We start from the raw sequence: 24,507 nt of genomic DNA, 5'->3' as shown, positions 1-24,507 counted from the left end.
TCGGCGGCGCCGCCGGGGCTCCGCCCCGGACCCCGCTCCTCAGATGCCGGAGGGGCTGGAGTTCCGCCCGGCGGGGCCGGAATCGCATCCGGGATTGCGCGTAAGGGTGACCTAAAGGTTGAGTCGACTCGACTCAGCTCTGTTGACGTGCGCGCCGCGATACGTCATGGTTGAGTCTGTTCCACTCAAGTCAGCTGGAGGAATCAAAATGGCACGTGCGGTCGGCATCGACCTGGGCACCACTAACTCCGTCGTCAGCGTTCTGGAAGGCGGCGAGCCCACCGTCATCACCAACGCCGAGGGCGCCAGGACCACGCCGTCCGTCGTCGCCTTCGCCAAGAACGGCGAGGTCCTCGTCGGCGAGGTGGCCAAGCGCCAGGCGGTCACGAACGTGGACCGGACCATCCGCTCCGTCAAGCGCCACATGGGCACTGACTGGAAGATCAACCTGGATGGCAAGGACTTCAACCCGCAGCAGATGAGCGCCTTCATCCTGCAGAAGCTGAAGCGCGACGCCGAGGCCTACCTGGGTGAGAAGGTCACGGACGCGGTCATCACCGTCCCGGCCTACTTCAACGACTCCGAGCGTCAGGCGACGAAGGAGGCCGGCGAGATCGCGGGCCTGAACGTCCTGCGCATCGTCAACGAGCCGACGGCCGCCGCCCTGGCCTACGGTCTCGACAAGGACGACCAGACCATCCTCGTCTTCGACCTCGGTGGCGGCACCTTCGACGTGTCGCTCCTGGAGATCGGCGACGGTGTCGTCGAGGTCAAGGCCACCAACGGTGACAACCACCTCGGTGGCGACGACTGGGACCAGCGCGTCGTCGACTACCTGGTGAAGCAGTTCCAGAACGGCCACGGCGTCGACCTGTCCAAGGACAAGATGGCGCTCCAGCGTCTGCGCGAGGCCGCCGAGAAGGCGAAGATCGAGCTGTCGTCCTCCACCGAGACGACCATCAACCTGCCGTACATCACGGCCTCCGCCGAGGGCCCGCTGCACCTGGACGAGAAGCTCACGCGCTCCCAGTTCCAGCAGCTGACCGCGGACCTGCTCGACCGCTGCAAGACCCCGTTCCACAACGTCATCAAGGACGCGGGCATCAACCTGTCCGAGATCGACCACGTGGTCCTGGTCGGCGGCTCCACCCGCATGCCGGCCGTCGCCGAGCTCGTCAAGGAGCTCACCGGCGGTCAGGACGCCAACAAGGGCGTCAACCCGGACGAGGTCGTCGCCATCGGCGCCACCCTCCAGGCCGGTGTCCTCAAGGGTGAGGTCAAGGACGTCCTGCTCCTCGACGTGACCCCGCTGTCCCTCGGCATCGAGACCAAGGGCGGCATCATGACCAAGCTCATCGAGCGCAACACCACGATCCCGACCAAGCGGTCCGAGATCTTCACGACGGCCGAGGACAACCAGCCGTCCGTGCAGATCCAGGTCTACCAGGGCGAGCGCGAGATCGCGGCGTACAACAAGAAGCTCGGCATGTTCGAGCTGACCGGCCTGCCGCCGGCCCCGCGTGGCGTCCCGCAGATCGAGGTCTCCTTCGACATCGACGCGAACGGCATCATGCACGTCACGGCCAAGGACCTTGGCACGGGCAAGGAGCAGAAGATGACCGTCACCGGCGGCTCCTCGCTCGGCAAGGACGAGGTCGACCGCATGCGCCAGGAGGCGGAGCAGTACGCGGACGAGGACCTGCGTCGCAAGGAGGCGGCCGAGTCCCGCAACCAGGGCGAGCAGCTCGTCTACCAGACGGAGAAGTTCGTCAAGGACAACGAGGACAAGGTCCCGGCCGAGGTCAAGGCCGAGGTCGAGGCCGCCGTCACCGAGCTGAAGGACAAGCTCAAGGGCGAGGACACCGCCGAGATCCGCACCGCGACCGAGAAGCTCGCCGCGGTCAGCCAGAAGCTGGGCCAGGCGATCTACGCCGACGCGCAGGCCGCCCAGGGTGCCGCCGGCGCCGAGGGTGCCCAGGACAAGGCCGCCGATGACGACGTCGTCGACGCCGAGATCGTCGACGACGAGAAGCCGAAGGGCGGCGCTGCCTGATGTCGGAGGAGACCCCGGGCTTCGAGGAGAAGCCCGAAGTCCCCGCCGACGGCAAGCCCGAAGAGCCGAAGGCCGCCGAGTCCGCGAAGGACGAAGCGGCCCCGGCCGGGGACGAGAGCGCTCAGGACGTAGCCCTGCTGGCGCAGCTGGACCAGGCCCGTACCGCGCTCAGCGAGCGCACCACGGACCTCCAGCGGCTCCAGGCGGAGTACCAGAACTACCGCCGCCGGGTGGAGCGGGACCGGATCACCGTCAAGGAGATCGCGGTCGCGTCCCTCCTGACGGAGCTGCTCCCGACCCTGGACGACATCGGCCGGGCGCGGGAACATGGCGAGCTGGTCGGCGGCTTCAAGTCGGTGGCCGAATCGCTGGAGACGGTCGCCGCCAAGATGGGTCTGCAGCAGTTCGGCAAGGAGGGCGAGCCCTTCGACCCGACGGTCCACGAGGCCCTGATGCACTCGTACGCGCCGGACGTCACCGAGACGACCTGCGTGGCGATCCTGCAGCCTGGGTACCGGATCGGCGAGCGTACGATCCGTCCCGCACGGGTCGCGGTGGCCGAGCCCCAGCCGGGTGCGGCCCCCAAGTCCGAGTCGTCGGAAGGCGACGCGTCGTCCGACAAGGACGCGGATGCAGCCGACAACGGCTGAGCTTGAACCAGTAGTGGCACGGGAGGAGGGACACCGGGGATGAACACGAAGGACTTCGTCGAGAAGGACTACTACAAGGTCCTCGGTGTCCCGAAGGACGCCACCGAGGCCGAGATCAAGAAGGCGTACCGGAAGCTCGCCCGCGAGTTCCACCCGGACGCCAACAAGGGCGACTCCTCGGCCGAGGAGCGCTTCAAGGAGATCTCCGAAGCGAACGACATCCTCGGCGACCCGAAGAAGCGCAAGGAGTACGACGAGGCCCGCGCGCTGTTCGGGAACGGCGGCTTCCGCCCCGGTCCCGGCGCGGGCGGCGGCTCGTTCAACTTCGACCTGGGCGACCTCTTCGGCGGCACCCAGCCGGGTGGCGCCGGGGCCGGCGGTTTCGGCGGCGGCCTGGGCGACGTCTTCGGCGGCCTGTTCGGCGGCCGGGGCGGTACGGCGGGTGCGGGCACCCGCACCCAGCCGCGCCGCGGCCAGGACATCGAGTCGGAGGTCACCCTCTCCTTCACGGAGGCGGTGGACGGGGCCACGGTCCCGCTCCGGATGTCCTCCCAGGCGCCCTGCAAGGCCTGTGCGGGCACCGGCGACAAGAACGGCACGCCCCGCGTGTGCCCGACCTGCGTCGGCACCGGCCAGGTCTCCCGGGGCAGTGGCGGAGGCTTCTCGCTGACCGACCCCTGCGCCGACTGCAAGGGCCGCGGCCTGATCGCGGAGGACCCGTGCGAGGTCTGCAAGGGCAGCGGCCGGGCCCGTTCCTCGCGCACCATGCAGGTCCGGATCCCGGCGGGCGTCTCCGACGGCCAGCGGATCCGGCTGCGCGGCAAGGGCGCGCCGGGCGAGCGCGGCGGTCCCGCCGGTGACCTCTACGTCGTCGTGCACGTCGACTCCCACCCGGTGTTCGGCCGCCGCGACGACAACCTGACGGTGACCGTCCCGGTGACCTTCGCCGAGGCGGCCCTCGGGGCCGACATCAAGGTGCCCACCCTGAACGGCCCCTCGGTGACGCTGAAGCTGCCGCCGGGCACCCCGGGCGGCCGCACCATGCGGGCCCGCGGCAAGGGAGCGGTCCGCAAGGACGGCACCCGCGGCGACCTGCTGGTCACCATCGAGGTCGCGGTGCCCGCGCAGCTGTCGGACAAGGCGCGTGAGGCGCTGGAGATGTACCGCGAGGCGACCGGGTCCGAGGACCCGCGCTCCGCGCTGTTCGAGTCCGCGAAGGGAGCATGACCATGGACGGCCGCCGACGACAGTCCTCCCGCCTGGGCGGGGGCTACCAGCTCACCGACGAGACCCCGGTCTACGTGATCTCGGTGGCCGCCCAGCTCTCGGGCCTGCATCCGCAGACCCTCCGTCAGTACGACCGCCTCGGCCTGGTCTCCCCGGACCGTACGGCCGGGCGCGGCCGGCGGTATTCGGCCAGGGACATCGAACTGCTCCGCACGGTGCAGGCGCTGTCCCAGGACGAGGGCATCAACCTGGCGGGCATCAAGCGGATCATCGAGCTGGAGAACCAGGTCGCCGCGCTCCAGCAGCGCGTGGCCGAGCTCGCCGCGGCGGTCGACGGTGCGGCGGCCACCCTCCGGGCCCGCGAGGCCCAGGTGCACGCCTCCTACCGGCGTGACCTGGTCCCGTACCAGCCCCCGCAGCCGGGCAACGCCCTGGTGGTGTGGCGGCCGGCGCCGAAGCGGCCGATGGACTGAGCGGCCGATGGACTGAGCGGTCGGTTCGCCGAGCGGTCGGTTCGCCGAGCGCACCGCACGGCGCACGCGCGCACGAGAAGGGCCCCTGACCGGACGACCGTCCGCTCAGGGGCCCTTCTCCCTTTTCCCGCAAGGCCGTTCCATTCAGATCCCCGGGGGGCCGTCGGGCCTCGACGGCCCCCCGGGGCGGCCCAGGATGCCGGACTGGGCGATGAGGAAGCCGAGTTGGGCACGGCTGCCGCTGCCCAGGGCGGTGGCGAGCTTCGCGATGTGCGCGCGGCAGGTGCGTACGTTCATCCCCAGGCGGCGCGCGATGGCCTCGTCCACGTGCCCCTCGACGAGGAGCTGGGCGATGGTGCGCTGCACGCCGGAGATGCCGTCCGGGGCGTGCGTGTACGTCACCTCTTCGGTCAACGGGACGGCCCTGCGCCACAGTTGCTCGAAGACCCTGATGAGGTAGTCGACCAGCCCGGGGTGTCGCAGCTCAAGCGCCACCGTCCGGTCGTCGCTCACCGGGATGAAGGCCACCGTGCGGTCGAAGATCATGAGGCGTTCGATGAGTTCTTCGAGCGTGCGGATCTCCACCTTCCCCGTGGAGATCCGGTCCACGTAGGCGAGCGTGCCCTGGCTGTGCCGTACCGTGTGCTGGTAGAGCGTCCGTATGCTCACCCCGCGGTCGATCAGCGGCGCGGCCCGCTCCAGGGCCTCGGTGAGGACGAAGGTGGGGCGGGCGCCGCCCGGTTGGACGGTCAGCGCCTCGGTGTGACACTCCGCGGTGGCCAGGTCGAGGGCGGCGTTGATCTGGTCGAAGCCCTCCAGCACGGTGATGGCGTGGGTGGTCGCGGGGGTCTGGGCGCTGATGGTCAGGAACGGCTCGAATGCATCGGCGAGATCTACGGCACTGCGCCGGCGGTCGCGGATCTCGCGTTCGAGCGGATGGAGGCGCTGCGCGAGCGCGACGGACGGTGGAACCGCGCGGAGTTGGTTCGCGTCATCCGGGTCGGGTCGCAGAAGGGCGAATTCGAGCAGGCAGGGGGCGTTCTTCACCTCGCCGCGGGTCACGCGGCCGGTGCTCAGCGCTGCCGCGTAGAGCCGGGTTCCCTCGGGGCACATGGCCGTGACCGGGTGGGGATGTGTCGGGTTTGTGTCGCTCTTGGGCAAATCTCCACCCCCCAGGGTCCTGAACATGTAAGAACATGATGCATCGTCCCTGTGGCACTGACGTGCCTGAATGAGCCATCGTCAGTCACGCGGGGGAGAGGATTCCATCAAGTGAGGACGAAGCCGACCATGTATAAGAGAATGCTTCGCTCGGTGCTTGCCGTTGTTTTCTCCGTCGTCGCGGTCTACGGGGCAGTCGTCGCCTTCAACGGGGACGCGGGAAGCGTTCGGGCCGGCACCACCGGTACGCCCGCCGAGCCGGTGGGCAAGACCGATCTCGGCTGGAACGCCACGCCGGCGGATCTCGGCTGGAACGCCACGCCGGCCGACCTCGGCTGGAACGCCACTCCGGTCGACCTCGGGTGGAACGCCACCCCGGCGGACCTCGGCTGGAACGTCATCCCGGCGGACCTCGGCTGGAACGCCAAGCCCGCCGACCTCGGCTGGAACGTCATCCCGGCGGATCTCGGGTGGAACGCCACTCCGGCCGATCTCGGGTGGAACGCCACGCCCGTCGACCTCGGCTGGAACGCCAAGCCGGCCGACCTCGGGTGGAACGCCACTCCGGTCGACCTCGGCTGGAACGCCAAGCCGGCCGACCTCGGCTGGAACACCGCTCCTGCCAAGGCCTTCGTGTGACCCCCGACGACCGCGGCTTCCGCCGCGAAATGGCCTCTGCCTACCGCTCCGGCTGGCAGTTCATCGACCTCGCCACGGCCATCCCCCACCCTGGCGACTCGTTGATGGTCACGCTCTTCGGACAGCCGATCGTCATCGTGCGCGAGGAGGACGAGGACGTACGTGCCTACAGGTGCCTGCGCCGGCCGCGCGGCGCGCCGCAGCCGGTCCGCTGCGAGGTGCGCTACGGAATGGTCTTCGTCAATCTCGATCAGCGCGACCACCAGCTCTTCGAACCCGATATCACCACCGCCACCCCCCGCAGTGCCTGAAGCGATTCCCCCGTCGTTGCAGATCGCTCAGGTGCTACCCCCACACAACGGCGCCATCGTGGACCTGACCACGATGGCGCCGTTGTGATGTCCCCGTCCAGTGGTTGAACGGGACAATATGAGCGGGCCGATTTCCGGCCCGCGCGTCTCGCCGGTGCCGTTCAGGCCCGGCCCATCGCCCGCTCCAGCGTGATCTCCAGGACCACCCGGTCGGGATTGGGCGAGGGAGTGCGTCCGTACCGCTGCGCGTAGCGCGCCACCGCCTCGGCGACCGAGGCCTCGTCGGTACGGATCACCGCGCGCCCCTCCAGCGTCGCCCAGCGGCGCCCCTCCATCTGGCAGACCGCGACCCGGGCCCCGCCCGGCTCGGTCGCCTGTGCCGCCAGGACGTTGCGGACCTTCCTGCTCTGCTTGTTGGTGATGACTCGGGCCAGGCCTGCCTCCGGGTCGTACGTCACGCCCACCGGGACCACGTGCGGGGAGCCGTCGGGCCGCGTGGTGGTCAGCGTGCAGAGGTGGCGCTCCCGCCAGTAGGCGAGGTACTCGGGCGTCGGGTTGAGTACGTCATGGGACATGGGCCGAAGGGTACGGGCAGGCCGTCCCCGAATCTCCCTTGAGTGGAATAGACTCAACTTTACGTACGCTGATCCTGTCAGAATTATTGTTCGGTACTACCCCTTGGGGAGAGGAGAAGACGCAGTGGACGCCGAGCTGACCAACAAGAGCAGGGACGCCCTGAACGCGGCCACCGGCAGGGCCGTCAAGGACGGCCACGCCGACCTGACCCCCGCGCACCTGCTGCTGGCGCTCCTCGCCGGCGAGGACAACGAGAACGTCATCGACCTGCTGGTCGCCACCGACGCCGACCAGGCGGCCGTCCGGGCCGGCGCCGAACGCCTCCTCGCCGCCCTGCCCAGCGTCACCGGCTCCACCGTCGCGCCCCCGCAGCCCAGCCGCGACCTGCTCGCCGTCCTCGCCGAGGCCGACGCCCAGGCGGGCAAGCTCGGTGACGAATACCTCTCCACCGAGCACCTGCTCATCGCCATCGCCGCCAAGGGCGGGGCGGCCGGCGAGGTCCTGTCCAGCCAGGGGGCGAGCGCGAAGAAGCTGCTGGACGCCTTCCAGAACGCGAGAGGAGGCCGGCGGGTGACCACCCCCGACCCCGAGGGCCAGTACAAGGCCCTGGAGAAGTTCGGCACCGACTTCACGGCCGCCGCCCGCGACGGCAAGCTCGACCCGGTCATCGGCCGCGACCACGAGATCCGCCGCGTCGTCCAGGTGCTCTCGCGCCGCACCAAGAACAACCCGGTGCTCATCGGCGAGCCCGGCGTCGGCAAGACGGCCGTCGTCGAGGGCCTGGCCCAGCGCATCGTCAAGGGCGACGTCCCCGAGTCCCTCAAGAACAAGCGCCTCGTCTCCCTCGACCTCGGCGCCATGGTCGCCGGAGCCAAGTACCGCGGCGAGTTCGAGGAGCGGCTCAAGACGGTCCTCGCCGAGATCAAGTCGAGCGAAGGCCAGATCATCACCTTCATCGACGAGCTGCACACCGTCGTCGGCGCGGGCGCCGGAGGCGACTCCGCCATGGACGCGGGCAACATGCTCAAGCCCATGCTGGCCCGCGGCGAGCTGCGCATGGTCGGCGCGACCACCCTCGACGAGTACCGCGAGCGCATCGAGAAGGACCCGGCGCTGGAGCGGCGGTTCCAGCAGGTGCTGGTCGCCGAGCCGTCCGTCGAGGACACGATCGCCATCCTGCGCGGACTCAAGGGCCGCTACGAGGCCCACCACAAGGTGGTCATCAACGACAGCGCGCTCGTCGCCGCCGCGACCCTCTCCGACCGGTACATCACCTCCCGCTTCCTCCCGGACAAGGCCATCGACCTCGTCGACGAGGCCGCGTCCCGACTGCGCATGGAGATCGACTCCTCGCCTGTGGAGATCGACGAGCTCCAGCGCTCCGTCGACCGGCTGCGGATGGAGGAGCTGGCGCTGAACAACGAGTCCGACCCGGCCTCCCGCGAACGCCTCGACAAGATCCGCAAGGACCTCGCCGACAAGGAGGAGGAGCTGCGCGGCCTGACCGCCCGCTGGGAGAAGGAGAAGCAGTCCCTCAACCGGGTCGGCGAGCTCAAGGAGCGCCTGGACGAGCTGCGCGGGCAGGCCGAGCGCGCCCAGCGCGACGGCGACTTCGACTCCGCCTCCAAGCTGCTCTACGGGGAGATCCCCGCCCTGGAGCGCGAGCTCGCGGAGGCCACCGAGGCCGAGGAGGAGGCCTCCAAGGCCGGCAAGGCCAAGGACAGCATGGTCAAGGACGAGGTCGGCCCCGACGACATCGCGGACGTGGTCGGCGCCTGGACCGGCATCCCGGCCGGCCGCCTCCTCGAAGGGGAGACCCAGAAGCTGCTCCGCATGGAGGACGAGCTGGGCCGCCGCCTGATCGGCCAGACCGAGGCCGTGCGGGCCGTGTCGGACGCCGTGCGCCGCACCCGCGCCGGCATCGCCGACCCGGACCGCCCGACCGGCTCCTTCCTCTTCCTCGGCCCCACCGGCGTCGGCAAGACCGAGCTGGCCAAGGCCCTCGCCGACTTCCTCTTCGACGACGAGCGGGCCATGGTCCGCATCGACATGTCGGAGTACGGCGAGAAGCACAGCGTGGCCCGCCTCGTCGGTGCCCCGCCCGGGTACGTGGGCTACGAGGAGGGTGGCCAGCTGACCGAGGCCGTGCGCAGGCGCCCGTACTCCGTCGTCCTCCTGGACGAGGTGGAGAAGGCCCACCCCGAGGTCTTCGACGTCCTGCTCCAGGTCCTCGACGACGGCCGCCTCACGGACGGCCAGGGCCGCACGGTGGACTTCCGCAACGCCATCCTGATCCTCACCTCGAACCTGGGCAGCCAGTTCTTGATGAACCCGTCCACACCTGTGGACGAGAAGAAGAAGCAGGTCCTGGACGTGGTCAGGGCCAGTTTCAAGCCGGAGTTCCTCAACCGCCTCGACGACCTCGTGGTCTTCTCCGCCCTCGGCGCGGACGAGCTGGCCCACATCGCCGAGCTCCAGATCGGCCGCCTCGCCAAGCGGCTGGCCGACCGCCGCCTGACCCTGGACGTCACCCCCGAGGCCCTGGCCTGGCTGGCGGAGAAGGGCAACGACCCGGCGTACGGAGCCCGGCCGCTCCGCCGCCTGATCCAGACGGCCATCGGGGACCGGCTGGCGAAGGAGATCCTCGCCGGCGAGGTCCGCGACGGCGACACCGTGCGCGTGGACGTGGCGGGCGAGGACCTGCTGGTCGGCAAGGCCCTGTGACGCCCTCCGGGCCGCCGTGACCAGGGTGATCCGGACAACTTCACCCTTACGGCGGCCCGGTCCTGTCCGCCCTGCGCGGATCGAGCCTGCGGGGCTGGACACGGGGTGGGACGGATGGGGGAGGATGCATGTATCCGCACGAAGGGAAGAACACGGTGAGCATCGACCCGGCCTCGATTCCGAATTTCGGAGGGCAGCAGCCCGAACCGCAGGCCTCAGGACCGGCGGGCCCCGTCGTCCCCGACCAGGATCTGGTCAAGCAGCTGCTGGAGCAGATGGAGCTCAAGTACGTCGTCGACGACGAGGGCGACCTCGCGGCGCCGTGGGAGGACTTCCGCACGTACTTCATGTTCCGTGGCGAGGACGAGCAGCAGGTCTTCTCGGTGCGGACCTTCTACGACCGTCCGCACAAGATCGACGAGAAGCCCCAGCTTCTCGAGTCGATCGACGACTGGAACCGCCGCACCCTGTGGCCCAAGGTCTACAGCCACACGCACGACGACGGCTCGGTCCGTCTGATCGGTGAGGCGCAGATGCTGATCGGCACCGGCGTCAACCTGGAGCACTTCGTGTCCTCCACGGTCAGCTGGGTCCGCGCCTCCATCGAGTTCGACAAGTGGCTCGTCGAGCAGCTCGGCCTCGAGAAGGAGATCGACTCCTCCGAGGACGACGGCGAAGGCGACGACACCAACTAGTCGGCTACAGCGGTACGCGGGCGACCAGCAACAGGTACAGCCCGTAGCCGTAACCGAGCCCGGCCAGCACCGCGGTCACCACGATCGCGGTGCGCGGCCGGGCTCTCGCCATCACGGCGGCCATCGGCAGGAGCAGCGGGAACGCCGGCAGCAGGAAGCGCGGCTTCGACTCGAAGTAGCCGGCCCCGCCGAAGGTGATGAGCAGCAGTATCCCGGTGTAGGCGAGCAGCGGCAGCGGGGTCCGGTCCAGTACGAGGAGCATCGCGAGCAGCCCCGCGGCGGCCAGCAGCACCACCGTCACGGTGGTGGCGAGCGGCACGTGCCCGCCGGTCAGCACCTGCTCCGCAGAGCGCAGCGCCCCGACGCCGAAGTCGAACCTCGACCCCCAGTGCCGCTGCACGGCGAAGTAGCCGCCGAGGGGATCGCCCACGTGCACCCCGACGGCCAGGACGTACGCGGCCCAGCCCGCCGGTGCCAGCAGCCCGGCCGCCCACACCTCGGGCGCGCGGGATCTCCGTACGACGATCGCGTGCAGCGCCATGGCGGACACGGCGGTCGCGACGGCCAGCCCCGTGGGCCGGGTCAGCCCGGCGAGCACGGCGAGGCCGGCGGCCCACAGCCAGTGGCCCCGCAGCAGGGCGTACAGGGCCCAGGCGGCGAGCGCGGCCAGCAGGGCCTCGGTATAGGCCAGGGACAGCACCACGGCGTGCGGGAGGGCCGCCCAGAGCCCCACGAGCAGCAGCCCGGCGCGCGGGCCGATGACCCGCTCGCCGATCTTGTACACGCCGACGGCGGCCACGGCGGCCGACACCCAGGCGATGAGGATCCCGGCGGGGACGAGCCCGCCGGGCAGCACGGAGCCGAGGAGCCGTATCAGCGTCGGGTAGAGCGGGAAGAAGGCGAAGTCGCTCTGGATCAGCCCGCTGCCGGTGCCGTGGGTGCTGGGCCACATCTGGGTCCGCCCGTAGCCGTTGGCGGCGATCTTCAGGTACCAGACGGAGTCCCAGGAGGCCCCGAGCACCTTCAGCGGAGACCTCCCGGCCCACCAGGACCCGATGGCGAGCACCAGCACCCCGGCCCCGCGCACGGCGGCGAACAGTGCGAGTGCGATGAGGCTCGTCGGCGCGGCCGACCGGACGACTTTGAGCGCGCGGATCTCCAGGGGCGACGAGGTCACCGTCGCTCTGCCCGTTGCCATGTGTCCCGACTTTCGGCTCGTGATGGTTCCGCTCACGGCGTCGTGAGTGGCTTCGGGCACGTTCGCACCGTCAGCTTCACATCGGCCTCAGTCACCTCGCAAGCACGCACGAATGCGCCTAGAGGCCGCGCAGTCGCGCAACGGCCTCCTGGAGCACGTCGGTCCGCTTGCAGAAGGCCCAGCGGACCTGGGTGGCGCCGGCGGCGGTGTCGTCGTAGAAGACCTGGTTCGGGATGGCGACGACCCCGCAGCGCTCGGGCAGGGCGCGGCAGAAGGCGAGGCCGTCCTTCTCGCCCAGCGGGGTGATGTCGGTGGTGATGAAGTAGGTGCCCTGGGGGCGGAAGACCTCGAAGCCGGCCGCCCTGAGTCCCTCGGAGAGCAGGTCGCGCTTGGCGGCCAGGTCGGCGCGGAAGCCGTCGTAATAGGCGTCGGGGAGGGCGAGGGCCTCGGCGATCGCGTACTGGAAGGGGCCCGAGGAGACGTAGGTGAGGAACTGCTTCGCCGAGCGGACCGCCGTGATCAGCTCCGGGGGCGCGGTGACCCAGCCGACCTTCCAGCCGGTGAAGGAGAAGGTCTTCCCGGCCGAGGAGATGGTGACCGTGCGCTCGCGCATGCCCGGCAGGCCGGCCAGTGGGGTGTGGGCGCCGTCGAAGACCAGGTGCTCGTACACCTCGTCCGTGACGACGAGGAGGTCGCGCTCCACGGCGAGGGCGGCGATCGCGGCCAGTTCCTCGCCGGTCAGGACGGTGCCCGTCGGGTTGTGCGGGGTGTTGAGCAGCAGCAGGCGGGTGCGCGGGGTGACGGCGGCGCGCAGTTCGTCCAGGTCGAGGGCGAAGGCCCCGGCGTGCGGGCGCAGGGTGACGGGGACGCGGACCGCGCCGGCCAGGGCGATGCAGGCCGCGTACGAGTCGTAGTACGGCTCCAGGGCGATGACCTCGTCACCCGGCTCCAGGAGGGCCAGGAGGGCGGCGGCGATGGCCTCGGTGGCCCCCGCGGTGACCAGCACCTCGGTGTCGGGGTCGTAGGACAGGCCGTAGAAGCGCTGCTGGTGGGCGGCGATCGCGGTGCGCAGCTCCGGGACGCCGGGGCCGGGCGGGTACTGGTTGCCGAGACCCGTGAGGACCGCGCGGGAGGCCGCCTCGGCGATGGCCGCCGGGCCGTCGGTGTCGGGGAAGCCCTGGCCCAGGTTGATCGACCCGGTGCGGGCGGCCAGTGCCGACATCTCCGCGAAGATCGTCGTGCCGAAGGCCGCGAGGCGGCGGTTCAGGAAGGGGCGGTCGCTGCCCACGGGTGCGCTCATGGGCGCCATCCTGGGGGCAACCTCTGGACTTGCTCAAGTGTGCTTTGGGCCGCGTGGCCTGCGGGCATCCCCCTTGCACGCGGGACGAGGGGATCCCGCTCCCCGGGAGGACCGGGGCGTGAGAGAGGGGGCGGACATGACGTTCGTCTTCATTGTGATCGGACTCCTGCTCGTCGCTTTCGTCGTGACCATCGCAGTCCGTTCGTTCCGTCAGGGGTACTCGGGCTCCGGCTCGGGCGGCAGCAGTGGCAGCAACAGCAGCTGGTGGGCGGGGAACCACTCGGGATCCTCCGGCTGCGGCGGCTCGTCCTCCTGCGGCTCGTCCTCCTCCTGCGGCTCGTCGTCCTCGTGCGGCGGCGGTGGCGGGGGGTGCGGCGGTTCCAGCTGACACGGGGCAGCGGGCACCGCGGAGAGGAGGGCGCGCGGCGGTCGGGACACCGCCGGGCGCCCTCTCGTTCGCCACCGCACCACGACGCGCCGGCGGGGGTCGGTTGAACACCTGAACTGTGGAGCCCCCGGGGGGATGTAAACCCCGTCAAGTTGGGTAAAAACGCTGTGAGTGCCGTGCCTTTCATGATTCCCTCGGTTGAGTAGACCAGTCCTCGGACCTACCTGGACTTCCTGTGGACCCGTGCCGGTGTCCCTCCACCCGTTGCCTACCGCTGGCGGACTCCGGCCCATCTCCCTCGCGCGTTTGCGGAGCCGACTCATGCTCACGACCCTCCAGACCTCCTACACCGACACGCGTGCCGCCGATCTCGCCTGGGCCCTGGGACGGGACCGGCTGCCCGCCCTGGCCGTACTGAACCTCGAACTGGCTCATGCCAAAGTGGAGTTGCGTCTGCTCGGGGCCTCCCATCAGGTGCTCCTGGAGGAGGGTGAGGTGCTCTGCTCGGAGACGGTCGCCTGCATGCCCGGCAGCAGCACGCCGCTGCCGCTCGGTGTGGCGAAGCGGGTGGGCGACTGGGAGTACGAGTTCGCCGCGAGGGTCGAGACCCTCTCCCGCGGGTCCTTCGCGGGGCGGGCGCAGGAACTGCTCGCACTGGTGGCGGACCACCCGAACGGGCTAGCGGGAACCTTCCCGGGCAGCCCGCACGCGTTCACCGCCATGCTCGCGCAGCGCTGGGAGGGCCAGGTGCGGTGGCGTACCTGGCACGCGTACCCCCAGGAGGGCCAACTGGTGGCCACCCGTACGCGCGTCGGCGTGCGCATGGGCGCCCCGGCGCCCGTGCCCGCGGAATCCCCCGCGCTGCTCTAGCTCTGCTGTTCGGGGAGCGGGCGCCTGCGCCGCGGCTACGCCAACTGGGTGGATCAGTGCGCCAGTTGCACCCATGTGGGTGACCGGGTGCGAGTGGGTGGTGACGTACGGTTCGCTTCATGATCGACCGTTCCGTCCCGCGCCGGGTGCTCCCGGCCCCGGAGCCGAGGGGTGCGTCGGCCGTCCCGTCCGCCCTGCCCGTACGGCCCCGGACCGGCCGACTCCTCGTCCTGGCCACGGTGTTCGTCTGCGCCGCCTGCGGGCTCGTGTACGAACTGGAGCTGCTCGCCCTCGGCTCCTACCTCATCGGCGACTCCGTCACCCAGGCGTCGGTCGTGCTGTCCGTCATGGTCTTCGCCATGGGCGTCGGCTCCCTGCTGGCCAAACGGCTCCGCCGCCGCCCGGCCCTCGGCTTCGGCGTCATCGAAGCCGCGCTGGCGCTCCTCGGCGGGCTCTCGGCCATGGCGCTGTACGCGAGTTTCGCCTGGCTGGGGGAGTCCCGCCCGGCGCTCGTGGCCTTCTCCTTCGCCATCGGGGTGCTCATCGGCGCGGAGATCCCGCTGCTGATGGTCCTCATCCAGCGCATCCGCAGACAGGACGCGGGCGGGGCCGTCGCCGACCTGTTCGCCGCCGACTACGTGGGCGCCCTCGTCGGCGGGCTGGCCTTCCCCTTCCTGCTGCTCCCGCTCCTCGGGCAGCTCACCGGCGCCATGCTCACCGGCACCGTCAACGCGGCGGTCGGGGGCGTCCTGGTGCTGTGGCTGTTCCGCCGCGACCTGAGCCGGCGCAGCCGCTGGCTGCTGATCACCGCGAACCTCGCCGTCCTCGCCGTCCTCGCCTCCGCGACCGTCCTCGCCGGCGACTTCGAGCGGATCGCCCGGCGCGCCGTCTACGGCGCGGAGGTCCGCGTCGCCGTCCAGACCGGCGTGCAGGAACTGGTCCTCACCGGGCCCGCGACCGGCTCCCCGCGCTCCCTCGACCTCTACCTCGACGGGCGGCTGCGGGTCAGCGGCTACGACGAGTACCGCTACCACGAGGCCCTCGTGCACCCCGCGATGGCGGGCCCGCACCGCCGGGTCCTGGTCCTGGGCGGCGGCGACGGGCTGGCCGCCCGCGAGGTGCTGCGCTACCGGGACGTCGACTCCGTCACCGTCGTGGAGCTCGACCCGGGCGTGGTCCGGCTGGCCCGTACCGACCCCATGCTCTCCGCGCTCAACGCGGGGGTCTACGAGGACCCGCGCCTGGGCGTCGTCACCCAGGACGCCTTCCGCTGGCTGCGGGGGCCGGCCGCCGAGGACCGCTTCGACGTCATCGTCTCCGACCTCCCCGACCCGGGGATCACCCCCAGCACGAAGCTGTACTCGCAGGAGTTCTACGGGCTGGCCGCGCGGGCCCTGCGCCCCGGCGGCCGGATCGCCGTGCACGCCGGACCGGTGGCCACCAGGCCGCGGGCGTACTGGACCGTCGAGTCCACGCTGCGCGCGGCCGGGCTGCACACCGCGCCGTACAGCGCCGGCGGCCGCCTCTCGGGCTTCGCCGCGGGGCCCGACCGCACCCCGCTCGGCGTGACCGGCACACCGCCGCAGGACTGGGGGTTCGTACTCGCCGCCCGCGATGCGACTCCGGCCCTGCGAGTGGACCGCGACACGCCGGGGCTGCGCTCGCTGTCGACGGGGTCCCTGCAGGACTCCGCGCGGGACGCGGAACGGACCAGGGTGCCGGGACTGCCGCCGTCGACCCTGCCGCATCCGCGGTATTCGTGACCGTGAGCGGGTGTCGTCGGTAGGCTCGACCGCATGGAGCATCAGGCGTTCGTTCCGGTACCCGCAGACGATCTCCGCGCCGTGCTGCGCGACCCGGCCCGGGTGGCCCGGTGCGTACCGGGGCTCCAGCAGGACGCCGACACCGCGACCGGGCCGCTGGCGGGCCGCCTCAAGATCCGGGTCGACGGGCACACCGTGACCTACCGGGGGGCGCTGTCCCTGACCGAGCGGGACCCGGACCACTTCGTCCTCGAAGGCGAGGGCACCGAGGTCCGCGGCAGCGGCACGGTCAAGCTCACCCTCGACGTGACGCTGACCCCGCAGGGCGACGGGACCCGGCTGGACTTCACCGCCGAAGCCGCCGCCGACGGCCGCGCCGCGGCCTTCACCCCGGAATCCGCGGCCGCGGCCGTACGCCGTCTCCTGGACCGGTCGACCACCCGCCTGGCCGCCACTGCGGCTGCGCCGGGCCCGGCTTCCCCGGCCCCGGAACCCGCGGAACCCGGCCGCTCCACCACCGGTGCCTCGGACGGCCCCGGTGCCGGGCCGCTCGGCGGCGTCACGGCGGACCTGGACGACGCCGGCGTCTCGGACCCCGTTGCCGAAGCCGAGGAAGCCGAAGCGGACTTCGCCGAGCCCACGGCGCCCGGCGCCGCCCGCACGGCCGAGCCCGGCACACCCGACGAGGACGACCTGCCCGGCGCGGCGGACCGGGCCGCACCCGGCGCAGCCGACGCCGCCGACCGGGCCGCACCCCGCGCGGCCGACCGCCCCGAGCCCGGCGCAGCCGATGCGGCAGCCGATGCGGCAGCCGAACCCGCCGAACCCGCCGAACCCGCCGAACCCGCCGAGCCCGGCGCAGCCGGTTCGGCCGACGCGGTCGAACCGGTGGTGCCGTCCTCGCTCGACCCCTTCCTCGCCGGGGAGTTCGACGAGCTCGACGGCGCGCCCCGCCCCCCGGCCGAAGCCGCGCACGCCCGTCGGACGATGATCGGCCGCAGCGCCGAGGAGGTCGACCACGCGCCGCCGCGCGGCCGGTACGCCCCGGTCCCCGCACCGGCCGCCACCACCGCCGGGGCGGGCCTGCGCTGGATCGCACCGGCCGCCGCCCTCGCCCTGGCCTCGGCCGTGGTCATCGGGCGGGCGCTGCGCCGCCGTCGCTGAGGGGGGACATCCCCGGACACCCCCTAATCTCGGTCGCATGACTACGCAACTGAAGGCCGGCGGCGCCGAGCTGACCGTCGACCAGGAGAACGGCTGCCGGATCAGCAGCCTGCGCATCGACGGGACCGAGCTGCTGCGCCAGGGCTCGCACTACGGGGCCTTCCCGATGGTCCCGTGGTGCGGCCGGATCGAGAACGGTCGGTTCCGCGACGGTGCCACCCTCCACCAGATGCCGGTCAACCACCCCCCGCACGCCCTCCACGGCTTCGGTCGTGACGCGCCCTGGCGCCGGGCCCGGGCCACCGCCACCGACGCGGTGTTCACCTACGACCTCGCCGACCCGTGGCCCTACCCGGGCAAGGTCACCCAGATCGTCGAGCTCGCCGAGGACTCGCTGACCCTCACCATGGGCGTCGAGACCTACGAGGACTCCTTCCCGGCCCAGGCCGGCTGGCACCCCTGGTTCCTCCGCGAGCTCACGCCCGGCGGCGGGGACGTGGAGGTCTACTTCGAGGCCGCCTGGCAGGAGGAGCGCGGCGCCGACCACCTCCCCAACGGACACCGCATCGAGCCCCGGCCCGGCCCCTGGGACGACTGCTTCGGCATGCCGGACGGGGTCGACGTCACCCTCACCTGGCCCGGGGCACTGGAACTGCGGGTCACCAGCCGGGCCGAATGGGTGGTCGTCTACGACGAGCAGCCCGAGGCCGTCTGCGTGGAGCCCCAGTCCGGCCCGCCGAACGGCCTGAACACGCTGCCGCGCCTGGTCACCCCGGTGGATCCCCTGGAGATCTCCACGACGTGGACCTGGCGGCGGCTCTCCTAGCTCGCAATTAAGCTCGGGACCATGACTGACGTACGCGATGCGCTTCTGCAGCAGATCAAGGACAAGGCCGTCGTGCACGGCAAGGTGATCCTCTCCTCCGGCCGCGAGGCCGACTACTACATCGACCTCCGCCGGGTCACCCTCGACGGCGAGGCGGCCCCGATGGTCGGTCAGGTCATGCTCGACCTGACCGCGGAGCTCGACTTCGACTGCGTCGGCGGTCTGACCCTGGGTGCCGACCCGGTCGCGACCTCGATGCTGCACGCCTCCGCCGCGCGCGGTCAGCGCCTGGACGCCTTCGTCGTGCGCAAGGCGCAGAAGGCCCACGGCATGCAGCGCCGTATCGAGGGCACCGACGTCAAGGGCAAGCGCTGCCTGGTCGTCGAGGACACCTCGACCACGGGCGGCTCCCCGCTGACCGCCGTCGAGGCCGTCCGCGAGGCCGGCGGCGAGGTCGTCGCGGTCGCCACGATCGTCGACCGGGGCGCGGCCGACGCCATCGCCGAAGCGGGCCTGCAGTACCTCACCGGCTACCGCCTCGAGGACCTCGGTCTTTCCTAGGTCTCTCCCGGGTCCCTCCCGGGCCTCTCCCCGTGCGGTGATCGTCAGCGTGCAGGTACCGGGCGTCCGGTGCTCCGGGACTACTTGCGACCAAGGTCCCGAGATGTCCTGATCAAGGTCCTGACCTGGTCTTTCCCGGCCGGCCGAGATGTTTCACGTGAAACGTCCCGGCCGGCCGTGCCCGTACCGGAACGCAGGTGGGCTGGACGGTCGCGCCGAGTCTGGAAAGATAGGCGCGACGATGACGTCGCCCCCAGGTCAGGGCCGTAATAAGCACACTCCCCGCACATCCAAGGAGCGGACAGATGCCCATCGCAACCCCCGAGGTCTACAACGAGATGCTCGACCGGGCGAAGGCAGGCAAGTTCGCCTACCCGGCCATCAACGTGACCTCCTCCCAGACCCTGCACGCTGCCCTGCGCGGCTTCGCGGAGGCCGAGAGCGACGGCATCATCCAGATCTCCACCGGTGGTGCGGAGTTCCTGGGTGGCCAGCACAACAAGGACATGGTCACCGGCGCCGTGGCCCTGGCCGAGTTCGCCCACATCGTGGCCGCCAAGTACGACATCACGGTCGCCCTGCACACGGACCACTGCCCCAAGGACAAGCTGGACGGCTACGTCCGCCCGCTGCTCGACATCTCCGCCGAGCGCGTCGCCAAGGGCCAGAACCCGCTCTTCCAGTCGCACATGTGGGACGGCTCCGCCGAGACCCTGGCCGACAACCTGGCCATCGGCCAGGAGCTGCTCGCCAAGGCCGCGGCCGCGAAGATCATCCTTGAGGTCGAGATCACCCCGACCGGCGGCGAGGAGGACGGCGTCAGCCACGAGATCAACGACGAGCTGTACACCACCGTCGAGGACGCGATCCGCACCGCCGAGGCCCTCGGCCTGGGCGAGAAGGGCCGCTACCTGCTGGCCGCCTCCTTCGGCAACGTGCACGGCGTCTACAAGCCGGGCAACGTCGTCCTGCGCCCCGAGCTCCTGAAGGACCTCCAGGCCGGTGTCGCGGAGAAGTTCGGCAAGGCCTCGCCGTTCGACTTCGTCTTCCACGGCGGTTCGGGCTCCACGGCCGAGGAGATCGCCACCGCGCTGGAGAACGGCGTCGTGAAGATGAACCTGGACACCGACACCCAGTACGCCTTCACCCGCCCGGTCGTGGACCACATGTTCAGCAACTACGCCGGCGTCCTGAAGGTCGACGGCGAGGTCGGCACGAAGTCCAAGTACGACCCGCGCACCTGGGGCAAGGCCGCCGAGGCGGGCATGGCCGCGCGCGTCGCCGAGGCCTGCGCGAACCTGCGCTCCACCGGAACCCGGCTGAAGTAGTACTGCTCGGGTACGAGTACTCCGAAGGGCCCGGCCCCCGTCCCACGACGGCGGCCGGGCCCTTCGTGTTTCCCGTGAGGAGGGAGACGGGGTCCGTGCAGAGGTGAGACGCATGTGGACTGCGGCGTCGGGATGGGGTGGACTGTCCGCAAAAACGTACGGGGGTATGTTCGTGATGAGGACTGATCGACCGCAGGTGAAGCAGGACCGTGCGCTGCGTACGCGCCGGGCGATCGTGGATGCCGCCGCAGTGGTGTTCGAGGACCGGGGCTACGACGGCGCCACGCTGTCGGACATAGCCCGGCTGGCCAAGGTCACCAAGGGCGCGCTCTACTTCCACTTCGCCTCGAAGGAAGACATCGCGCAGGCGGTGATCGAGGCCCAGGGGAGCATCCACCCGCCCTTCACCCCGCAGGAGTTCAAGGCGCAGGAGTTCGTCGACGTCGGCATGGTCTTCGCGCACCGGCTGCGGCACGACGTGCTGACGCGCGGAAGCGTACGGCTCACCCTGGAGGAGAGCTGCCGAAGACTGAACCGGGCGGCGCCCTACCAGAAGTGGATCGACCTGCACACCGCCTTGATGGCGGAGGCCAAGGCCTGCGGTGAGTTGCTCCCGCACGTGGATCCGGCGCAGCCCGCACGGCTGGTGGTCGGCGCCTTCGCGGGGCTCAACGTGATGTCGCAGACCCTCGCGCTGGACCTGGACCGCGAGGTTTCGGTGCTCTACACGGGGGTGATGCAGAGTCTGGTGTTCCCTGCCGTGGCCGCCCGGCTCGACACCGCGCCGGGCCGCGGTGCCAGGGCCCTGCACGGTCCGGACGGGGAGTTGTCGTGCGACTGCGCGGCGCGGTCCGTCGCGGAGCCGCCCGTGGAGGCGCTCTCCGCGGGCTGACGTCCGTACGCACGCCCGCCTCCGGGGGAACTCCCGCCCCGGGGGCCGGTGATGGCCGGAAACAAAAATCTCGATACTGTTTTTTCAAGTCGAGTCGAGTCCGTGCCGACGCGGACTCCGCCTGCCTGGGAGAAGATTGTGGACATTGACGTGCTCGGAAGGCTGAACGTTCTCGAGAACGGTGTGCCCATCGCGCCTGCCGAACCGTCCGAGCGGCAGGTCCTCGCCGTCCTGGCCGCGCACGCCGACCAGGTGGTTCCGATCGACGTACTCGCGGAGGAGCTGCGGGCGTTAGTGCCACGGGAACGGGCGCATCCGGTGCTGCGGACCGTCGTGCGCAGGCTGCGCGAACGGCTGGCCGCGGCCGTAGCCCCGTGCGGTGACCGTACGGCGGAAACCGCGCTCATACGGACGGCCGACGGCTACCGCCTCGACACCGGTGGCGGCCGCCTCGACCTACGGGAGTTCGCCCGTGAGGCGGACGCGGGACACCTCGCGCTGGCCCGCGGGGAGTACGCGACGGCGGCCGTCCGGCTGCGGGGCGCGCTGCGCCTCTGGAAGGGCCCGGCCTTCGACGGGGTGACCCCCGGTCCCCGTCTCACCGAGCGGATCACGGAGCTGGAGTTGACCCGGAAGAGCGCCGTGGAGGGTTGGGTGGAGGCCGAGTTGGAGCTCGACAGGCTGCGGCGGTCCTTCGATGGGGCGGAAGCACCGGCCCCGGTGTTCGACGGCGTGCGCGAGTCCAGGCCCGCGCCCGTGTCCGCGCCCGCGCCCGTGTCCGCGCCCGTGCCTGCGTCCGTGCCCGGACTTCGGCCGCTGTCCCGGCAGTTCGCGCCCGTCGTCGCGGGCGACCTCGGGTGGAACCGGATGCGGACCGCCCGCGCGTCCATCCGTACGGTCGCACCGGCCACCGCCTCCGACCACGGCGGCATCCGCCTCGCCGCCTGCCGGATGCGGCGGACGCACACGCGCTGACCCCGCGCGAGCGGGTGGGGCGGATGCCGTCGGGGCGGTGGGCCCGGCAGACTGGGGGCATGTCGATTCACCAGAACCTGCTCGGGGGCCCCGCCCCCACCCACCTCCCCGACGAGCCGGGCCGTGAGGCCATCGCCGCCGGCACCCCCGCCGTCGAGGTGGCCGCCGCGCACCCCACCTCCTCCCTCGCCTGGGCGGTCCTCGCCGACGAGGCCTTCGAGGCCGGCCGCACCGTCGAGTCGTACGCGTACGCCCGTACGGGCTACCACCGAGGCCTCGACGCCCTGCGCCGGGCCGGCTGGAAGGGCCACGGCCCGGTGCCGTGGGAGCACGAGCCGAACCGGGGCTTCCTGCGCGCCCTGTACGCGCTGTCCCGCGCGGCCGAGGCGATCGGCGAGAAGGAGGAGTACGAGCGCTGCTCGACCTTCCTGCGGGACTCCTCCGCGACGGCGGCCGACGTCCTGACCGCCTGAGTCCGCACGAAGGGTGTGACACAGGGCCCGATGTGACCTGTGTCACTCTCCGCTGGAGCCCCGCCCCGACCGTGTCCTACGATGCGGGCAGGGGACCGGGGCTCCACTTGCCTCACGGAAGGAGCGGACCGCTACCCGGAAGCACGTGTCGAGGAGACAGCGATGTCGAACACCCTTGATGCCTCCGGAGCCGGTTCGGACACCCCGAACCTCGACTTCGCCGGCACGACCCCGTACGAGGACTACGTCCAGGCGGACGTCCTCACCCACCTCCAGCACCCCCGTTCGGACGATCCGGGCGAGATGGTCTTCCTGGTCACGACCCAGGTCATGGAGCTGTGGTTCACGGTCATCGTCCACGAATGGGAGACGGCCGCCCGCGCGCTCGGCGAGGACCGGATCCCCGTCGCGATGGACGCGCTGAAACGATCCCTCCGCGAGCTGGAGGCCCTCAACAGCTCCTGGCGGCCGCTCGCCCAGCTCACCCCGGGCCAGTTCAACGCCTACCGGGCCGCCCTCGGCGAGGGTTCCGGTTTCCAGTCGGCGATGTACCGGCGCATGGAGTTCCTGCTCGGCGAGAAGTCCTCCTCGATGCTCGTCCCGCACCGCGGCGCCCCGCGCGTCCACGCGGAGCTGGAGAAGGCCCTCCAGGAACCGAGCCTGTACGACGAGGTGCTGCGCCTGCTGGCCCGCCGCGGGTTCCCGGTCCCGGCGGAGGTCCTGAACCGCGACCTCTCCCTGCGCTACGAGGCCTCTCCCGAGGTCGAAGCCGTCTGGACGGGCCTGTACGCCGCCCCGGAGGAGCACCCGGACCTGCACCGCCTCGGCGAGGTCCTCACCGACGTGGCCGAACTGGTCTGGCGCTGGCGCAACGACCACCTGGTGGCGACCCGCCGCGCGATGGGCGCGAAGACGGGCACGGGTGGCTCCGCCGGCGTCACCTGGCTGGAGAAGCGGGCGACGAAGAACGTCTTCCCCGAGCTCTGGACGGCCCGCAGCCATGTCTGACGAGACCCTGATACCCGCCGCCCCCGCCGCACAGGACCTTGTGGCCCGGGCCGCCGCTCTGGACGCCGCCGACGAGCTCGGCAAGCTCAAGGAGCGCTTCGTCCTGCCCGACGGCGTCGTCTACCTCGACGGCAACAGCCTCGGCGCGCTCCCCGCAGGGGTCACCGGCCGGCTCGCCGACGTCGCCTCCCGCGAGTGGGGCGAACTCCTCATCCGATCTTGGGACGAGAGCGAGTGGTGGACCGCCCCCGAGCGGATCGGCGACAGGATCGCCCCCCTCGTCGGCGCGGCCCCCGGCCAGGTCGTCGTCGGCGACTCGACCAGCGTCAACCTCTTCAAGGCCCTCGTCGGAGCCGCCCGCCTCGCCCTCCCGGGGCGGACGAAGCTGCTGGTGGACGCCACCACCTTCCCCACGGACGGCTACATCGCCGAGTCCGCGGCCCGGATGACCGGGCTCACGGTCGTCCCCGTGGAACCGGGCCGCGCGGCCGGGGCGATCGACGGCGACACCGCCGTCGTCCTCCTCAACCACGTCGACTACCGCTCCGGCCGCCTCCACGACCTGCCCGCCCTCACCGCCGCCGCCCGCGCGGCCGGGGCGATCACGGTCTGGGACCTGTGCCACTCGGCCGGCGCGCTCCCCGTGGGCCTCGACGCCCACGGCGTCGACCTGGCCGTGGGCTGCACGTACAAGTACCTCAACGGCGGCCCCGGCGCCCCCGCGTACCTGTACATCGCCGCCCGCCACCAGGCCGGCTTCGACTCCCCCCTCCCCGGCTGGAACGGGCACGCGGACCCCTTCGCGATGACCCCGGACTACCGGCCGGCGGACGGCGCCCGCCGCGGCCGCGTCGGCACCCCGGACATCCTGTCGATGCTGGCCCTGGAGGCGGCGCTCGACGCCTGGGACGGGGTCTCCGTGGAGTCCGTACGGGCCAAGTCCCTGGCGCTGACCGACTTCTTCCTCGAATGCGTGGCGGCGTACGTTCCGCGGGGCAAGGTGGAAACGGTCACCCCGACCGGCCACGCCGAGCGCGGCAGCCAGGTGTCGCTGCGCACCGAGAACGCCCGCGAGGTCATGGGCGAGCTCATCTCCCGGGGAGTGATCGGCGACTTCCGGGCGCCCGACGTCCTGCGCTTCGGTTTCACTCCGCTCTACGTCGGTTTCGCCGACGCCGAGCGCGCCGCGCGCACGCTGGGTCACATTTTCGGGTGACCCGGTAGCGAAACGTCACGGCGCGGGGCGGGCGGG

General features: G+C 71.4%; 24 protein-coding genes. 19 read left to right on the top strand and 5 right to left on the bottom strand.

What is annotated here, in order from left to right:
* Positions 1-208: 208 nt before the first annotated feature.
* Genes dnaK through ACIQ5Y_RS04355 form a run of 4 tightly spaced genes read left to right on the top strand, consistent with a single transcriptional unit; the run spans position 209 to position 4,403 of the window.
* Positions 209-2,053, top strand: a complete 1,845-nt coding sequence (dnaK, locus tag ACIQ5Y_RS04370) for a molecular chaperone DnaK (RefSeq protein ID WP_403874840.1) — start codon at positions 209-211, stop codon at positions 2,051-2,053.
* A complete protein-coding gene (grpE, locus tag ACIQ5Y_RS04365; protein WP_403874838.1) occupies positions 2,053-2,703 on the top strand; it encodes a nucleotide exchange factor GrpE in 651 nt (216 codons plus the stop codon). The genes dnaK and grpE overlap by 1 nt, the downstream gene beginning before the upstream one ends.
* A gap of 39 nt (positions 2,704-2,742) precedes the next feature.
* Positions 2,743-3,930 carry a molecular chaperone DnaJ gene (gene dnaJ, locus ACIQ5Y_RS04360; protein ID WP_403874836.1) on the top strand — a complete coding sequence of 396 codons (1,188 nt, stop codon included), beginning with the start codon at positions 2,743-2,745 and terminating at the stop codon, positions 3,928-3,930.
* 2 nt (positions 3,931-3,932) lie between these two features.
* Positions 3,933-4,403 (top strand): heat shock protein transcriptional repressor HspR, encoded by a 471-nt coding sequence (locus tag ACIQ5Y_RS04355; RefSeq protein ID WP_376662523.1) that lies wholly within the window; start codon positions 3,933-3,935, stop codon positions 4,401-4,403.
* Positions 4,404-4,547: 144 nt separating this feature from the next.
* Here ACIQ5Y_RS04355 and ACIQ5Y_RS04350 read toward each other — a convergent pair whose 3' ends face one another.
* Positions 4,548-5,591, bottom strand: coding sequence for a helix-turn-helix transcriptional regulator (locus ACIQ5Y_RS04350; protein WP_403874834.1), 1,044 nt, complete (start codon positions 5,589-5,591; stop codon positions 4,548-4,550).
* A 126-nt stretch (positions 5,592-5,717) separates the two neighbouring features.
* On the opposite strand from ACIQ5Y_RS04350, the gene ACIQ5Y_RS04345 reads away from it, so the two are divergent.
* Positions 5,718-6,203 (top strand): hypothetical protein, encoded by a 486-nt coding sequence (locus ACIQ5Y_RS04345; RefSeq protein WP_403874833.1) that lies wholly within the window; start codon positions 5,718-5,720, stop codon positions 6,201-6,203.
* Positions 6,204-6,232: 29 nt separating this feature from the next.
* Positions 6,233-6,514, top strand: coding sequence for a (2Fe-2S)-binding protein (locus ACIQ5Y_RS04340; protein ID WP_051734285.1), 282 nt, complete (start codon positions 6,233-6,235; stop codon positions 6,512-6,514).
* A 161-nt stretch (positions 6,515-6,675) separates the two neighbouring features.
* Here ACIQ5Y_RS04340 and ACIQ5Y_RS04335 read toward each other — a convergent pair whose 3' ends face one another.
* Positions 6,676-7,089 (bottom strand): pyridoxamine 5'-phosphate oxidase family protein, encoded by a 414-nt coding sequence (locus ACIQ5Y_RS04335; RefSeq protein ID WP_403874831.1) that lies wholly within the window; start codon positions 7,087-7,089, stop codon positions 6,676-6,678.
* A 124-nt stretch (positions 7,090-7,213) separates the two neighbouring features.
* Here ACIQ5Y_RS04335 and clpB point away from each other — a divergent pair, with 124 nt between their 5' ends.
* Together clpB and ACIQ5Y_RS04325 are read left to right on the top strand one after the other, a co-directional pair.
* Entirely contained in the window at positions 7,214-9,814 is a 2,601-nt protein-coding gene (gene clpB, locus ACIQ5Y_RS04330) for an ATP-dependent chaperone ClpB (protein WP_403874829.1), read from the top strand.
* Positions 9,815-9,969: 155 nt separating this feature from the next.
* Positions 9,970-10,509, top strand: a complete 540-nt coding sequence (locus ACIQ5Y_RS04325) for a YbjN domain-containing protein (RefSeq protein WP_385131055.1) — start codon at positions 9,970-9,972, stop codon at positions 10,507-10,509.
* A gap of 4 nt (positions 10,510-10,513) precedes the next feature.
* Here ACIQ5Y_RS04325 and ACIQ5Y_RS04320 read toward each other — a convergent pair whose 3' ends face one another.
* The 3 genes from ACIQ5Y_RS04320 to ACIQ5Y_RS04310 all read right to left on the bottom strand — a co-directional run bounded on the left by ACIQ5Y_RS04320 (position 10,514) and on the right by ACIQ5Y_RS04310 (position 13,445).
* Entirely contained in the window at positions 10,514-11,707 is a 1,194-nt protein-coding gene (locus ACIQ5Y_RS04320) for a hypothetical protein (RefSeq protein WP_403874827.1), read from the bottom strand.
* 118 nt (positions 11,708-11,825) lie between these two features.
* Positions 11,826-13,016, bottom strand: coding sequence for a pyridoxal phosphate-dependent aminotransferase (locus ACIQ5Y_RS04315; RefSeq protein ID WP_403874826.1), 1,191 nt, complete (start codon positions 13,014-13,016; stop codon positions 11,826-11,828).
* 201 nt (positions 13,017-13,217) lie between these two features.
* Entirely contained in the window at positions 13,218-13,445 is a 228-nt protein-coding gene (locus ACIQ5Y_RS04310) for a hypothetical protein (RefSeq protein WP_403874824.1), read from the bottom strand.
* A gap of 271 nt (positions 13,446-13,716) precedes the next feature.
* Here ACIQ5Y_RS04310 and ACIQ5Y_RS04305 point away from each other — a divergent pair, with 271 nt between their 5' ends.
* From ACIQ5Y_RS04305 to kynU, 11 genes are all read left to right on the top strand, one after another.
* On the top strand, positions 13,717-14,265 hold the full coding sequence (locus ACIQ5Y_RS04305) for a DUF2617 family protein (protein WP_403874822.1): 549 nt from the start codon (positions 13,717-13,719) through the stop codon (positions 14,263-14,265).
* A 119-nt stretch (positions 14,266-14,384) separates the two neighbouring features.
* Positions 14,385-16,028, top strand: a complete 1,644-nt coding sequence (locus tag ACIQ5Y_RS04300; protein WP_403874820.1) for a polyamine aminopropyltransferase — start codon at positions 14,385-14,387, stop codon at positions 16,026-16,028.
* 33 nt (positions 16,029-16,061) lie between these two features.
* Positions 16,062-17,192 (top strand): SRPBCC family protein, encoded by a 1,131-nt coding sequence (locus tag ACIQ5Y_RS04295; RefSeq protein WP_403874818.1) that lies wholly within the window; start codon positions 16,062-16,064, stop codon positions 17,190-17,192.
* Positions 17,193-17,229: 37 nt separating this feature from the next.
* On the top strand, positions 17,230-18,018 hold the full coding sequence (locus ACIQ5Y_RS04290; protein WP_403874816.1) for an aldose 1-epimerase: 789 nt from the start codon (positions 17,230-17,232) through the stop codon (positions 18,016-18,018).
* 21 nt (positions 18,019-18,039) lie between these two features.
* Positions 18,040-18,579 (top strand): orotate phosphoribosyltransferase, encoded by a 540-nt coding sequence (pyrE, locus tag ACIQ5Y_RS04285; RefSeq protein ID WP_385395493.1) that lies wholly within the window; start codon positions 18,040-18,042, stop codon positions 18,577-18,579.
* A gap of 305 nt (positions 18,580-18,884) precedes the next feature.
* A complete protein-coding gene (gene fbaA, locus ACIQ5Y_RS04280; RefSeq protein WP_385131031.1) occupies positions 18,885-19,907 on the top strand; it encodes a class II fructose-bisphosphate aldolase in 1,023 nt (340 codons plus the stop codon).
* A 175-nt stretch (positions 19,908-20,082) separates the two neighbouring features.
* Entirely contained in the window at positions 20,083-20,799 is a 717-nt protein-coding gene (locus tag ACIQ5Y_RS04275) for a ScbR family autoregulator-binding transcription factor (protein ID WP_403874813.1), read from the top strand.
* Positions 20,800-20,937: 138 nt separating this feature from the next.
* Entirely contained in the window at positions 20,938-21,774 is an 837-nt protein-coding gene (locus ACIQ5Y_RS04270; RefSeq protein WP_403874811.1) for a BTAD domain-containing putative transcriptional regulator, read from the top strand.
* A 59-nt stretch (positions 21,775-21,833) separates the two neighbouring features.
* The gene (locus ACIQ5Y_RS04265; protein WP_384589816.1) at positions 21,834-22,247 is read left to right on the top strand and encodes a DUF3151 domain-containing protein; all 414 of its coding nucleotides are present in this window, start codon (positions 21,834-21,836) and stop codon (positions 22,245-22,247) included.
* Between the two features lie 162 nt (positions 22,248-22,409).
* The gene (locus ACIQ5Y_RS04260) at positions 22,410-23,255 is read left to right on the top strand and encodes a tryptophan 2,3-dioxygenase family protein (protein ID WP_403874809.1); all 846 of its coding nucleotides are present in this window, start codon (positions 22,410-22,412) and stop codon (positions 23,253-23,255) included.
* On the top strand, positions 23,248-24,471 hold the full coding sequence (kynU, locus tag ACIQ5Y_RS04255; protein ID WP_403874807.1) for a kynureninase: 1,224 nt from the start codon (positions 23,248-23,250) through the stop codon (positions 24,469-24,471). The genes ACIQ5Y_RS04260 and kynU overlap by 8 nt, the downstream gene beginning before the upstream one ends.
* Positions 24,472-24,507: the final 36 nt, after the last annotated feature.

The organism is Streptomyces sp. NPDC096339, from assembly GCF_044762985.1.
In the GTDB taxonomy this organism is placed as follows: domain Bacteria; phylum Actinomycetota; class Actinomycetes; order Streptomycetales; family Streptomycetaceae; genus Streptomyces.
The sequence above is the reverse complement of the archived record's forward strand: the minus strand, read 5'-3'. Positions and strand labels throughout refer to the sequence as shown.

Coding starts and splice junctions, on each gene's coding strand:
- dnaK (WP_403874840.1), top strand. CDS start 209: ATGGCACGTGCGGTCGGCATCGACCTGGGCACCACTAACTCCGTCGTC.
- grpE (WP_403874838.1), top strand. CDS start 2,053: ATGTCGGAGGAGACCCCGGGCTTCGAGGAGAAGCCCGAAGTCCCCGCC.
- dnaJ (WP_403874836.1), top strand. CDS start 2,743: ATGAACACGAAGGACTTCGTCGAGAAGGACTACTACAAGGTCCTCGGT.
- ACIQ5Y_RS04355 (WP_376662523.1), top strand. CDS start 3,933: ATGGACGGCCGCCGACGACAGTCCTCCCGCCTGGGCGGGGGCTACCAG.
- ACIQ5Y_RS04350 (WP_403874834.1), bottom strand. CDS start 5,591: ATGTTCAGGACCCTGGGGGGTGGAGATTTGCCCAAGAGCGACACAAAC.
- ACIQ5Y_RS04340 (WP_051734285.1), top strand. CDS start 6,233: ATGGCCTCTGCCTACCGCTCCGGCTGGCAGTTCATCGACCTCGCCACG.
- ACIQ5Y_RS04335 (WP_403874831.1), bottom strand. CDS start 7,089: ATGTCCCATGACGTACTCAACCCGACGCCCGAGTACCTCGCCTACTGG.
- ACIQ5Y_RS04320 (WP_403874827.1), bottom strand. CDS start 11,707: ATGGCAACGGGCAGAGCGACGGTGACCTCGTCGCCCCTGGAGATCCGC.
- ACIQ5Y_RS04315 (WP_403874826.1), bottom strand. CDS start 13,016: ATGGCGCCCATGAGCGCACCCGTGGGCAGCGACCGCCCCTTCCTGAAC.
- ACIQ5Y_RS04305 (WP_403874822.1), top strand. CDS start 13,717: ATGCTCACGACCCTCCAGACCTCCTACACCGACACGCGTGCCGCCGAT.
- ACIQ5Y_RS04300 (WP_403874820.1), top strand. CDS start 14,385: ATGATCGACCGTTCCGTCCCGCGCCGGGTGCTCCCGGCCCCGGAGCCG.
- ACIQ5Y_RS04295 (WP_403874818.1), top strand. CDS start 16,062: ATGGAGCATCAGGCGTTCGTTCCGGTACCCGCAGACGATCTCCGCGCC.
- ACIQ5Y_RS04290 (WP_403874816.1), top strand. CDS start 17,230: ATGACTACGCAACTGAAGGCCGGCGGCGCCGAGCTGACCGTCGACCAG.
- pyrE (WP_385395493.1), top strand. CDS start 18,040: ATGACTGACGTACGCGATGCGCTTCTGCAGCAGATCAAGGACAAGGCC.
- fbaA (WP_385131031.1), top strand. CDS start 18,885: ATGCCCATCGCAACCCCCGAGGTCTACAACGAGATGCTCGACCGGGCG.
- ACIQ5Y_RS04275 (WP_403874813.1), top strand. CDS start 20,083: ATGAGGACTGATCGACCGCAGGTGAAGCAGGACCGTGCGCTGCGTACG.
- ACIQ5Y_RS04265 (WP_384589816.1), top strand. CDS start 21,834: ATGTCGATTCACCAGAACCTGCTCGGGGGCCCCGCCCCCACCCACCTC.
- ACIQ5Y_RS04260 (WP_403874809.1), top strand. CDS start 22,410: ATGTCGAACACCCTTGATGCCTCCGGAGCCGGTTCGGACACCCCGAAC.
- kynU (WP_403874807.1), top strand. CDS start 23,248: ATGTCTGACGAGACCCTGATACCCGCCGCCCCCGCCGCACAGGACCTT.